At 44.4% G+C, this 12,803-nt stretch carries 11 protein-coding genes; 9 read left to right on the top strand and 2 right to left on the bottom strand.

Annotated features, from left to right (window positions below; all coding sequences use genetic code 11):
* Window positions 1-276 precede the first annotated feature (276 nt).
* Window positions 277-621: a hypothetical protein gene (locus tag JGK07_RS30395; protein WP_293199235.1), complete on the bottom strand. Its 345-nt coding sequence runs from the start codon at window positions 619-621 to the stop codon at window positions 277-279.
* A 26-nt stretch (window positions 622-647) separates the two neighbouring features.
* Here JGK07_RS30395 and JGK07_RS30390 point away from each other — a divergent pair, with 26 nt between their 5' ends.
* On the top strand, window positions 648-866 hold the full coding sequence (locus tag JGK07_RS30390; RefSeq protein ID WP_293184639.1) for a hypothetical protein: 219 nt from the start codon (window positions 648-650) through the stop codon (window positions 864-866).
* A 128-nt stretch (window positions 867-994) separates the two neighbouring features.
* On the opposite strand, the gene JGK07_RS30385 is transcribed toward JGK07_RS30390, so the two are convergent.
* Window positions 995-1,687, bottom strand: a complete 693-nt coding sequence (locus tag JGK07_RS30385) for an iron-containing redox enzyme family protein (RefSeq protein ID WP_293199238.1) — start codon at window positions 1,685-1,687, stop codon at window positions 995-997.
* Window positions 1,688-2,383: 696 nt separating this feature from the next.
* Between JGK07_RS30385 and JGK07_RS30380 the strand changes: the two genes are divergently transcribed.
* The 8 genes from JGK07_RS30380 (at window position 2,384) to JGK07_RS30345 (ending at window position 12,723) form a co-directional block, all read left to right on the top strand.
* Window positions 2,384-2,863, top strand: a complete 480-nt coding sequence (locus tag JGK07_RS30380; protein WP_293190709.1) for a hypothetical protein — start codon at window positions 2,384-2,386, stop codon at window positions 2,861-2,863.
* A 363-nt stretch (window positions 2,864-3,226) separates the two neighbouring features.
* On the top strand, window positions 3,227-4,852 hold the full coding sequence (locus JGK07_RS30375; RefSeq protein WP_293190711.1) for a tryptophan halogenase family protein: 1,626 nt from the start codon (window positions 3,227-3,229) through the stop codon (window positions 4,850-4,852).
* Window positions 4,853-5,221: 369 nt separating this feature from the next.
* Complete coding sequence (locus tag JGK07_RS30370) at window positions 5,222-5,401, top strand: hypothetical protein (RefSeq protein ID WP_293190713.1); 180 nt, start codon at window positions 5,222-5,224, stop codon at window positions 5,399-5,401.
* A 1,114-nt stretch (window positions 5,402-6,515) separates the two neighbouring features.
* Window positions 6,516-6,866, top strand: coding sequence for a hypothetical protein (locus tag JGK07_RS30365; protein WP_293190715.1), 351 nt, complete (start codon window positions 6,516-6,518; stop codon window positions 6,864-6,866).
* Between the two features lie 90 nt (window positions 6,867-6,956).
* Window positions 6,957-7,979 carry a GntR family transcriptional regulator gene (locus JGK07_RS30360; protein WP_293190716.1) on the top strand — a complete coding sequence of 341 codons (1,023 nt, stop codon included), beginning with the start codon at window positions 6,957-6,959 and terminating at the stop codon, window positions 7,977-7,979.
* 1,527 nt (window positions 7,980-9,506) lie between these two features.
* On the top strand, window positions 9,507-9,782 hold the full coding sequence (locus JGK07_RS33345) for a hypothetical protein (RefSeq protein ID WP_366934348.1): 276 nt from the start codon (window positions 9,507-9,509) through the stop codon (window positions 9,780-9,782).
* A 207-nt stretch (window positions 9,783-9,989) separates the two neighbouring features.
* Window positions 9,990-10,232 carry a hypothetical protein gene (locus JGK07_RS30350; protein ID WP_293184621.1) on the top strand — a complete coding sequence of 81 codons (243 nt, stop codon included), beginning with the start codon at window positions 9,990-9,992 and terminating at the stop codon, window positions 10,230-10,232.
* A gap of 673 nt (window positions 10,233-10,905) precedes the next feature.
* Window positions 10,906-12,723 carry a pyridoxal-dependent decarboxylase gene (locus JGK07_RS30345; RefSeq protein WP_293243388.1) on the top strand — a complete coding sequence of 606 codons (1,818 nt, stop codon included), beginning with the start codon at window positions 10,906-10,908 and terminating at the stop codon, window positions 12,721-12,723.
* Window positions 12,724-12,803: the final 80 nt, after the last annotated feature.

Here is a 12,803-nt window from a genome sequence, read left to right as displayed (position 1 = left end):
TGTTAATTACGTGTTTTTCTACGAGCTGCATTTGACTCGACATGAGTAAATGTACTGTGCTTTGTATTATATACGACTTCCTGCGAGCATCAACATGGCTGGTCAAAAAATTATAATGATTCCAAACGCAGATTCCTCTGACGCAAGACGCCCGCATCTGTCATCCAATGGCACGGGGGCAAAAACAAATTGAACTACGGGCAAATAGTCTCGCGCCGCCACAATTTGCTCAAAAAGCTACCCAAATAGTCAAGGATGGGTAGCTTTGTCCATAAATTAAGTTACAGTTCCTAACCCTTCCCACTTGCGGGTCAACACGCCCACTTCTTCGGCAATCTCTAAGTCGTAATTCTGCTCCTTGAGCGCTGCTGCAACTTCATTCTTGCTGTGGTAGTAGCCCAATCCCAACTCGGCGATCGCCTCTCGACTCATACTCCTCTCGGCAATCAAGTGGTTGAGGGCGCCACTTCCTACTTCGCCCCACAGCCAATCCCGGCACTGGGCGTACACCGCAGCCAGTATCCCCCGGCGCATCTCCCACTTCGCTGCTATTTCTATTTCCCTAGGGCTGTGTTCGCGTTCGGGCAGCGCGACTCCAACTCTCGAAGCTGCTTCCCGCAAAGCTTCTACCCAATCAATGGCGGTGCATGGAAGTGATTGCCCGGTTGCGTCCGCGTAGCGAGTGCGCTAGCGTAGTTCGCATCGTTTCCCAAGAGAATGACTTTGAAACAAGAAGGATGAGAGAAGAACATCCGCTCTTGAGGATCGAACGAGCCTTATCTGAGCTCAAGGACGAGACTGAGGAAAATCAAGTAATGCTGTTGGTAGCACGCCATTTGAGAGAATCGCAGCGCAAAGTTGGTTGAAGGCTGAAAGGCTCGGGTATGGCAACATTCACCTCAAGGCGTGGAATAGCAGCAAAAAGCTAATCGAAAACACCACCACCACTGGGCGCCACCACTATTTTTGCTGCTATCAATGCGGGCGATCGCAACTACTTTGTCAAAGCTGCAACTTTTGAAAGCTCGTGTCTGTCCCCGGTAGTTTTGTTACCGAGAAGGCTCCAAGAGTCCAGCATCTGACCGTACAAACAAGTCATTTCCCAAGCAATCCGAGCGTAGACCTTACCCAAAGATGAGTCTTTCTCGCATTGAGGAATCAGGTCAAGTCCCATTGCTAGGTGCTGTTGGTCAATCTGATTATGGATTTGCCAGTAGCGACCCGCTTGCAGCCCCAGCTTTGCAAGCTTCGGACTCGCTGCACAGAAGAAGTCATAGGACGCCCCTTCTGAGATTAAATTCAGTGTAATGATTTGGTGTGCGTTTGATTCGCGCAGGACTGAACGAAAGCAATATGCGTTTACTGATATGGTTTCAAGGGTTGCCGGCACGTTAGTTGGACTCTCATCGGGTTCCAGAAAATCATATGTGTGCATCCACTCAATTAGCCGTTCGCAGTGATCGACTTCCTCCATCGCATGTCGGGCAAAGCACCCTTGGTAATAAGGGTCGTGGCACATGGCATGGCGCAGAGATAGCGCCGAGGTAAAATCGCGGGATAGGTGATATAACTGGCGAATCCAACCTCTAATCTCCTCTGGCGTTGAAGTCACTGCCAAGGTTTCGTAAAAATGTCCATTTCGGAGGAGATTCCGATATTCTTCTGCCAAACTTAACAGCCACTGCATAGATCCACTCCTGCCGTATAATTTTACTTTGACTAGATTTGGTGCCTTTAGGGGGCGAAATTTGTTAAGCGCCAGTATATTATAATAATAAAGCAGTATACTAAAACCAGTCAAGTAGACTAATGCCCCTTGAGTGGCCCTACCGTGTTCTATTCTTTTTTCTCTCATTGCCAGACACGTAAGCGTTGCTATCCGCTAAACACTGGACAAAAGTGGACAAGATAGCCAGTCTAAGTCTCTAACCAGGCTACGTTAGTAAGGTCACGACACCTATGGGTGCTTTCCAGCCCATAGCTATGTCGCCGGAGATTAAACATCTCTATTTAGCTAAGGAAGTGTCTCCGGCACGACAAGCCCCACTAACATTGACGAGGAAAACATTACCGGAGAAATCCGAGGGGGATTTATCCCTAAGAAACGCCCCATTGAGGCGGGTCTTCATCGAACAGTATCAATAGCCTCTGTCCTGTAATGCCAGCAGGTATGCCAAAAAGAATGACCGCTTTTGAGGCGTCTTGGTTTTATTTTGTATGCTGAGTCCACGTTTGTCCAATTAATTGGCGATTAGAGACGTACCGATCGGAAAACCGATCCCAGGCCTTTGTGAAAGTGTCAGTTCTGCGTCTGTCCTGACACAGCGAAGTTTATTCGTACCGACCTACCTATTTTATGGGCTGATCGTGCAACCAGAGCAAGTTGCTTCCCAACTCTGTTAGACTTGCTTTAGGTATGCTTCATCAAAAATACCCAAACATCACAATTATGAGCAAATTATATCAAGGGAAAAGTCAATCTAATACGGGAATTCTTGTAGTCGATAATAACAGAAGAATAGTGAGTATAAATCAAAATTTTGTAGAGTTGTGGAGTGTCCCAAAATACGTTATAGACTCACAGAACGAGTCCCAAGGTTTAGAGTTAGTTTCTCACTATTTAGAAGAACCTCAAAAATTTGTTAAACAAATAACAGAAGTATACCAAAAGCCGGAATTGAATATTTATGCAATTATTAAATTTAAATGCGGTCGGCTGTTAGAGATATCTTCTCAGTCGCAATGGTTTGAAGAACAATATGTAGGGAGAGTCTGGAAAAGTCGCGAACCTGACAAATTCATATTTGATGAGCCAAAATCAATAGTTTATATTTGCCCTTTTTTAGACATATTCCAAAAATAAATGGTTGACCGATCGCTCTTAAATTATAATGAAATTTTACCCCCTCTCAACATGAGCTAACTTCGAGAATATCTTGAAAAGCATCCATTTTATCAATATTCTCTGTGGGTTGATTGCTTATTGCCATCAACCCAAAAAGCCAGGAATCGCCATGGATAAGAACTTGCTTTGTTCTGCTTAACCCGAACTCACGTTTAATAGCTCTATTAAAACAATGCCACTTTCTTGTACCTTTGGTAAAAGCATTACTGTTTTCTTGCGAGCTATCTAATCGCAAAAGGCAGGCAAAAAAATGTGTGCCTTTTTAGTTCAGTTTAATGACGGCAATTCATATTGACCATATTCTTTAGGAGGTACTATCTAATGTCATCAAATACAGTAAATGTTGTAATTGTTGGTGGTGGATCAGCAGGTTGGATGACAGCCGCTTATTTGAGCAAAGCTCTGGATAAAAATGTTCGGATTACCCTAGTAGAATCTTCTAACATCACAACAGTAGGAGTAGGTGAGGCAACTTTTAGCAGCATCAAATCATTTTTCGATTTTCTGGGCTTGCAAGAGTATGAATGGATGCCAAAGTGTAATGCCACTTATAAAATGGCAATTAAATTTGTTGATTGGAATTCAGACAGAAGGCATTTCTACCACACTTTTGAAAAATTTGATTTCATAGATGGGTTCAGTATCTCTGAATGGTGGCTTAAACTAAAAAGTTCCAGCGTACCATTTGACTATTCTTGTTTCATGACACCTACGCTGTGCGATGCCCAAAAGTCTCCCAGATACTTAGATGGCAAAGTCTTTGACGAAAGAGTGCAACATTTATTTTCAGACGATCATTTATCTCAAAAGAGACTTGTAACGCTTGCCGATGCAGAAGGACAGTATCCCTACGCTTATCATTTTGATGCGAATTTAATTGCTAGGTTTTTGAAAGATTATTCTACACAAAGGGGTGTCCGGCAGATTGTTGATGATGTGGTAGATGTAAAGTTAACAGAGGACGGAAGCATAGATTGCATCCATACCGAAAAACATGGCAGTCTCAGCGGAGACTTGTTCGTAGATTGTACGGGTTTTCGCGGCTTGCTAATCAATAAAGCTCTTGATGAACCGTTTATTTCTTTTTCAGAATCGCTGCTTTGCGACAGCGCAATTGCCATGCAAGTACCGACTGATATCAAGAAAAATGGGATCGCTCCTTATACAACCGCAACCGCACAGAGTTCTGGCTGGATTTGGAACATACCTCTTTACGGAAGAACAGGTACGGGGTACGTTTATTCGAGTGCGTTTATCTCCAAAGAGGAAGCAGAGCAAGAGTTCCGCCAGCATTTGGGAGAAGCTTCTAATAACTGCAAAGCATCGCACATCAAAATGAGAATCGGGCGCAACAGGAATTCATGGGTGAAGAACTGTGTAGCCATCGGTTTGTCCAGTGGGTTTGTCGAACCGTTAGAGTCTACCGGGATATTTTTTATCCAGCATGGAATTGAAGAGCTAGTCAACCACTTTCCAGGCAAGTCATTTAGCGACGAGCTGATCCGAAACTACAATAGAGCTATTGCTAATTGTATTGATGGCGTTCGCGACTTTTTGACACTTCATTATTACGCTAGCGATCGAGCAGACACGCCGTTTTGGCAAGCAACAAAGCACGAAATTAAGGTATCAGAGGAACTGCGTGAGAGGTTTAACTTGTGGAAAAAAAGGCTGCCCAATAAAAAGAATATCAATCCAAATTTTCACGGGTTTGAAACTTACTCTTACTCCGTAATGCTGCTCGGACTCAATCATAAACCTGAAGGCAGTTTGCCGCTTTTAGATCATATTGATGACGAGAAAGCATTAGCCCGGTTCAACGCGATCGAGCAAAAAGCACGTCACCTGAGTGCTACTTTGCCATCCCAGTATGAATACTTAACGCACGTGATGAAATCTCAAGAGCGTTCTGAGTACGTTACTGAAAATGACCTATGCCTGGTTTAAATAACGTAAGCTGAGAAGTTGAGTTGTGTGCGTGCTGGTCTGACTTTTCATTGACTCAATCTGCAAGCGCGTGCTAAGCGGTATTTTCTTAAGCGAGTCCGATACCGCAGTTTCTGGGAAAATGCTTCTAAAGTCAACGGCCGCACCTCTACTAAATTTCAGAGAGCGGTCGCTTCCTGCAATTTGCCGTTGTTAGGGGCGATCGCTTTTTGGAACAGAAGCAGCAAAGCTGCGATACCAGCCCGCAATCAATTGCTTTGTTCCTGCAATACTGACCCCAAAAAAGGTGATTGAGGGCAACTGCAATTATGCTGCATTTCTGAGTCGCTGTGCGATCGCACGTTCACAAACAGACGCATCTCCGCCACCGTGAAAAAGTACCTCAACCTCGCCACCGCCTTCATCGCTTCTCTCAAACACAAATCCCAATTACCCGAAATCGACAGCTACTGCCAACCCGCACTCGCCGCCCCCGAGGAGCAAGCTTTGATGGAATGGTTGTTCGCCAGTTTGATGAGTGCTAGTCGTACAGCAAATAAAATAGAATGACGCGAATAGGAGGATGAAATACTGAATACAAAAATTATCTAGCTCGCTTACCTCAAAAAATACTAAGTTATTCTAATGCTTGAACCAAATTTTCAGCCCCCGAACCCACTCAATAATTGTCTTGAAAAAACTGGGTCTTCAAAAGACCTCTCCCAAAAAGAAATAGTTGATCGATCGCTCTTAAAGTATAATTAAATTTTACCCCCTCTCAACATGAGCCAGCTTCGAGAATATCTTGAAAAGCATCCATCCGAGACTCAAAGAATGTTGGGCATAGACTACGACCAATTAATACAACTAATTACAAATGCCGAAAATCTGTATGCTCGTCAAAAAGAGCCAATAAATCAAAGGCTCAAAAAAGAATCTTTGTCGAACATCTAATTAGATTACTAAAAATCTGGAGAGTAGCATCGGAAAGATTTCGCTGAAAATCGAAAAATTTTGGTGGTATGTGGATTAGTAAGATGGCGAATAGGTGCGATCGTTATGTGTCAATAAAAGTCCCTACAAGCTGAAAAAAAACAGTAAAATTTAGATCATGAAACCGGGCAGTTTTTATCGCTCGACCGTTGAAACCCTTATTGAAGCGTTGGTTTTGGCAGCCAGGCCCTTGAGCAGGGCTGTTTCATTCTCAGACGAATCATCGTTTTGTAGGGGTAGTGCCCCCGTGCCTACCCTCCCCCTCCACGATTTTGTAGGTGTTTCAGACATCGGGCGGGCACTCTTGGCACCGCCCCTACAAGAGAATGAAACAGCCCTGGGCCCTTTAGGGGGCCGGGTTCCCAAAACCAAGCGGGGGAAGGGATTGGAATTATGGGAGAGGTCTACTGTATCGAAAAGCACAAAGATTTGGCGATGAAATCGCTGAAATCCTTACCCTGAGACACATAAGCTATATCAATCACCGGATAGCCAGGAGCGACCCGTAGTACCAGTCAACCAGTGTTATCTGGGAACTTTCGTGTTTCAGTTGTGGTAGGATGTATTGTAAGTAGGTAAAACTGTCCTTCTACAGTTTTAAAAGTGTGATAAGAAAATTAAATATTGGAGAAACAAACTAAATATTTATTTTTCTTAATAAAAAGTAACCCCGAACCCCAATCACTTTTTAATGTTGCCAATTTCAGACCAGTTAAAAAATCAAGATGCAAACTCTGGAATTTTGTTAGTAAACAGCCAGAGACAAATTTCAGGGCTGACTCCCAGTTTCTTAAAAATCTGGAACCTACCCGAATTTATTATCAGGTCGCTATCCGATCGCCTAGCGTTGCAGTTTGTTGCCGAACAATTCGACAATCCCCAAGTTTTTCTCAAGAACATAACAGAAATTTACAAGCAGACTCAGCTAGAATGTCACGAAAAAGTTCAACTGAGGGACGGCCGCACAATCGAACGCTATTCTAAACCGTTGTGGGCTGATGGGGAATACGCCGGGCGTCTGTGGATATGTAAACTTAATTAATGGATAGAAAAGTACCCACAAAAAGCGGAGTGCAAACATACATTTTAAGAGAGAGGGCGCTTTTCGTACTGAATTTTAGAAATTGCTTGAATGTCAAAAAGATTAATTACTAAAATAGTCACAAATATGCCAGCTTACATGAAAGACCCGGTTTTACTCCCTATTGTTGTGGATACTGGAGCGCCTCTAACAATTGCCGCTCAAATTACCGAGCAGATTAAGCTATTGATCGTGCGGGGCAGTCTCAAGCCGAACCAGCCACTACCACCGGGCGTTCATTTAGCAAAGCATTTAGGAGTCAACCACAATACTGTAGCCTTGGTGTACAACGAACTGATTAATTCAGGATATTTGATAGGTCTGCGGGGCAAAGGAACTTTTATCGCCGATTCCCAGTCTGTGAAACAAATAATAGCCCGGAAAAGTTTCTACGACTTGCTCGGTCAAGCTTTTCGCTCTGCATCTCAAAGTGGGCTGAGCGTGTCGGAGTTTTCAGCAGCAGCTTACGCTCAAGCAGTCCTTGTCGATCGCCATCAAATCAACGTAGCATTTGTGAATTTTTTCCCAGATAGTATCGATATTGGCAGCAGCATTCAATCTGCAACCGGGTTAGCTTTAGTATCAATTGATTGGAACACGTTAAAAAATAAGGAAGCAGAATCAGTTCAACAGTTGTTGGCGGCAGATTTGGTGGTAACAACTATTAAAAACTTGTGGGATGTAGCGAAGCTGGCAGATCCCAACAAAGAAGTAATCGGAATTGACGTGCAACCGGATATGCAATTGCTAAGCTGTATTTCACCGCTGCCCCGCAATGCCAAGCTGTTATTCGTATGTAAAGAACAAATTAGCAGCGAAGCGATGAAGGAGATAATCGAGTACAACGTGCATCACGTAGAGTCAGAAGCCGTTACCCTCGAAACCGTTCAAAATAATAAATGCGACCTGGATCAATTTGATTTGATAGTCTGTTCGAGTCAAGTAGAGAGTCGGTTGAGTAAATACGTCCCCCAAAACTTGAAAGTAATGACTTTTCGTATCGCCATAGATCCGATAAACTTGTTGGTACTTCAAGCTCGTTTGGCTGCTGTTGAAATGGAAAAGTTAATGTAATCCGAATCTTTCCAAACTTGTGAAACAACTCGAACTTTTCCCCAAATTCAACTCCAACTATCCGAGTCGGGCATCTAAATTGGCGATGAGCGCTGATGCCCTACATTCTTGGAAAAACCGAATTTTCGAGTGTCAGCAATTTGCTAGCACGCCCGCAACCGCAGCATGGAACTTTATTCGAGTTAACTCCCAATCCTTGCTACTCCGATACCCTCGACCCTTTTACCCTGCAACTTCACCGAAAAACGAGCCCGGCGTGCCTCTGGCTTTAGACATGAGGAGGAAGTCGGCAGCGGTTTCAACCGCCTTTAATATTTATTTACATAATGGATCTAAAGATTTGTTATAATTAGATTGTAAGTGTGCGATTCGTTTAGCCGAAACTGAGTAACAATACTTGGGGGATGACTAGGATGACTATAAAGTCATAATAACTGGATACACATCTGGGTGCGGGTCATTCTTAATCCCAGTCCGCAAGTGCAGCGGTTAAAGCATATCCCCTATCTTGTCAGGTAGCAACTAACAGGGTAAAGCGGGGATAAAAGACAGACTACTGGTAGCCGAAACTGGTAACTGTCAAGCAAGAGTTCATGTGCAGCGAAAGCAAAGATGTGTCTGAACCATCGTTATCTAAGATGGTCTAACGGCTCAATCAGAATAAACCCGTCGCAAAACACGGTAAAGACTGATTAAGACCAAGCCAAAAGGCAAGGATAGGGCATAGGCGATTGTTTACTCGACCTATAAGCACCGCCCATAAACCCGGTGGATAGCATCGCACTAAAAACTCAAACAATGTGTATTTGGAACGAAGTAAAGCACTCACAGCCCTTAAATAATTAAGTAGGTTGCTAGCCGTAAGCTGTGAGTGTGAGAGATGGTTGCAGAAGCCAAAGCTCTACCGTAATAGTAGAGATATGCTGACAGCGCCGGGTGGTGTAAAAGATGGAGACTGAGTAACCCTTTAAAAGCCTAATACCACAGAAAAATCTGATGGTGGGATGTAGGGGTAAAAGGAAAACTATCAAGTGGTATGAATCATTTCTGATGCGTTCGTACTATATCCATACCCAGGATTACATCACTCAGGAGCCGTGTGCGGTGAAAGTCGCAAGCACGGTTTTGTAGGAGAGGTGGTGGGGGACACCCTGCCATCGACTCTCTAATAAAAAACCCATCTACGTGTTGAAACTTGTCTTGTATCGGAGAAATCCCGGCGCAGTGAGCCACCACTACCATTCATGTAATAAGCCTGTATAACTGACAAGTAATGGCAGAATGTGTGTTGCGTACCTATCTGGCAAATGTGATGGATACTGACAAGCAAACACAATTTAAAGTAAGCGCAATTGCAATACCTTTTGTACGGGTAGTTGTTTTGAGCGAATAGAGGTGATTTGATAACGCCTTTGAGAGTTTTCCGATTCATTCAAGAATCTCCGTGGCTTTAGCCCTGGGGAGTATCAAAACCTTTCATTTTGCGATCGACCCGATTCGGGCGATCGCACTTGCCTCTACTTCGTTATCGATAACGCGCTCCCGCTGCTGCTGTACGTCGGAGAAACGCAGCGCACTCCAAAACAGCGGTGGATGAGCCACGATTGTCATAAATACATTGAAAATTACATCGGATTGCACCGGAGTTATTCTTTGGATGCGGCTGTGGGTATTGCATTTTGGTACGGAGCGCCCGGTAATCGCAAACAGCGGTTGCAATTGGAGTCAGAGCTGATTTATAAGTGGAAGTCGCCCTTCAATAAAGAGTGTTGGCAGTGGTGGGGACAGCCGTTCGGGAAGTGAAATGGCTGGAATAACGTATCGAATTGATGGCGCTAACAAAACACCCCTTGTCGTACCGATTCAGGTGAAAACCTACGCCAACTAAGAAATGAAAAAGTACCTCAACCTCGCCACCGCCCTCATCGCCTCCCTCAAACCCAAATCCCAGCCACCCGAAATCGATACTTGCGGTCAACCGCGTTAACTCAGGAACAGCAGCTAGCTCTCATGGAATGGTTGTTCGCTAGTTTGATGGGTGTTGGGTACTTCGGCAAAGCTCACCTGATTTGGGATGATGGCAAAGACAGGGAGCGGCAGATATTCACCGCATTGATGAGAAACGAGCCAATATTCCTCTATAGCCAAGGAACGCGACCCACCCCAACTGCTGAGGGATATTGCTGGCGGCTACTTGGCGAACATCCCAGTTTGAGTGTGTATCAGTTGCAGGTGGAAGTGGAAGGAAAGTGAGGGCAATGGAGAGCTATAAAAACCAGAAAGCCCACAAAATTGGGAAACATACACTGTCAAAATTTCGAGCTTTTTGTACGCGTGTAACATTTAAGACCTCAAAACCCGCCTCGAAGCGCTACTCCCCTCAACAGCATTCGAGATGGTGCAGGCGCGCGAAAGGCAATATATCAGTTGCACATAAAAATTGAAGCCTGTTGGTAGCGCAGAAGTGTTAAGAGCCTTTACCTAATCGATTCCAAGGTTCCTGCAAATGAGAGTTGCTGCAAAACTTGCATAAATCATTTGTATTGGCTACATATGATATCCGCAGCGAAATTTTAACTTGACAAACGTAAAATTTATTACTTATACTGCTATACAGGTATTTTAATACCGTACAAGCGGATAAAACAAGTCAGACCGAGCAAACTACCGAACCTTTGGTTTTTGCGGCTCTATTGACACGCAGGAAAATGTATCGACTGAAGTTAAACTTCCGTCGGGACTAAATGCGATTAAAACCAAATGAAATGCAACTAGCAAAGATTTTGCCTCAGTGACAGGCTTGAATGAGCGCAACTATTGGTGTTAACAGCCGCTCTCGTTCAAAACTCTCTATCGGTACTGTACCAATAGAGAAACAACAGCATGATTTATGGCGCGAACCTAACAACACAGGAATTATTGTTTGATGAATACTCCAAGAGACACTCAAAGTCAAGGCTTTGAAAAAGCCCGCCGCAACCTGCAAGAACTTTCCCGTTCTTCCAACCTTCCAAAACTGGACAGCACGTCAGGAACGCGCTCCCTTGAAGCATGGTTTATGGGGCCAAAGGGAGAAAATGCTGACGTGCTGGAGACTTTAATTGTAGAAGCAATTCGCGACCAGGCTGAGTGGAGAAACAATTATCATCCAGAAGATCCCAAGCACATTACAGACGAAATTAAGCAGTCTCCAGAATATTTACAGGCAATGGAGAATTTCAATGAGGGCTATCACTCATTGCTGGAGTTTCTTAAAAATTCAGTTCCTTTCTTCAGCATGCGCTATCAAGGGCACATGGACTGGGATTTGACACTGCCGAGCGTGGTTGGTTACTTCGCGGCGATGCTCTACAACCCCAATAACGTAGCATTTGAAGCATCAACAGCAACGACATACCTGGAAATTATCGTCGGTAACGATTTGTGCCTCATGCTGGGATACAAAATCCCGGAAAATGAGGAAGAGATTGCTCCCTGGGGACACATAACTTGTGGGGGTACAGTTGCCAATATAGAGGCTCTATGGTCAGCTAGAAATCTCAAGTTCTATCCCATTGCTTTGCAACAAGCTGTAATCAACGACTTGACACCAGAAGCAAAAAATATCGAGGTTTCTTTTTACGACGGCGGTATTTTGGTGGTGAAGCCTTTAATTGAACTAACTGTTTGGCAACTGCTCAACCTCAAAGCCGATGACATTCTAGGATTGCCCGCCCGTCTCAAATCGGAGTATGGTATCGATTCGACTGTCCTCTCAGATGCTGTGTCAAAATATTCGCTGCAAGATTTGGGAATACAAAAGTTTGCCAAAAATTTCCTGAGCGATGTGCCAGAACCTTTGTTTTTTGTACCGGGCAGCAAGCACTACTCTTTCCCCAAAGCAGCAGCACTGCTAGGCATGGGAGCGTCCCACATGAAAGACGTTGATGTGGATGCGAACGGTCGAATGAAGATAGATGATCTCCGCGATCATCTCGATAAATGCTTGGCAGAAAAAATACCCGTGTACACAGTAGTGGCGGTGATGGGAAGCACTGAAGAAGGCGCAGTCGATCCGCTGCGGGAAATTCTCGATTTGCGGGAAGAATATCGGACGCAAGGTTTAGAATTTACAGTTCATGCTGATGCAGCTTGGGGAGGCTATTTTGCATCTATATTGCGCGATGACTTTGAAATCGAACCCCTACCCTTTCGCTCCGCTCCCCCACCAATTTCACCGTTAAGTGCCTACGTAACCACCCAATTTGAAGCGCTCGGCGAGACTGATTCTATCACCGTCGATCCTCACAAAGCAGGTTACATCCCGTATCCGGCAGGAGCACTTTGCTACCGCAATTCAGCCATGCGCTCTCTAGTTACCTTTGCTGCGCCTTATATATTTCACGGCGATGCTGAACCAACAACAGGTATTTACGGTATAGAGGGTTCTAAACCCGGGGCTGCTTGTGCTTCAGTATATTTGAGCCATCGAGTAATTCGACCAACAAAAAGCGGCTACGGCAAACTCTTGGGTCAGGCTTTGTACAGTTGTGACAAGCTTTACGCACGGCTAATGTGCATGAACAAGCCCGAAGATCGTTTTATCGTAGTTCCTCTATCCGCTCTCCCAGACGATGTTACCGAACAACAAGTTGGGGATTTGATTGATGGCAAAACTAATGAGGAGATCCAAAATAACCCAGACGCAATGGCCCTCCTGAAAGAAATTGGACCCGACCAAAATATCCAGGGCGAACGCATCTAAACTTTATATTAACAGAATATGGTATATTGGACAAGAATTATTGAGTAACTACAAAACATTTAATTAGGGTTCACCTGTAT

This window comes from Microcoleus sp. PH2017_24_DOB_U_A, assembly GCF_020738205.1.
Classification (GTDB): domain Bacteria; phylum Cyanobacteriota; class Cyanobacteriia; order Cyanobacteriales; family Microcoleaceae; genus Microcoleus.
This window is presented reverse-complemented; position numbering and strand designations above follow the sequence as displayed.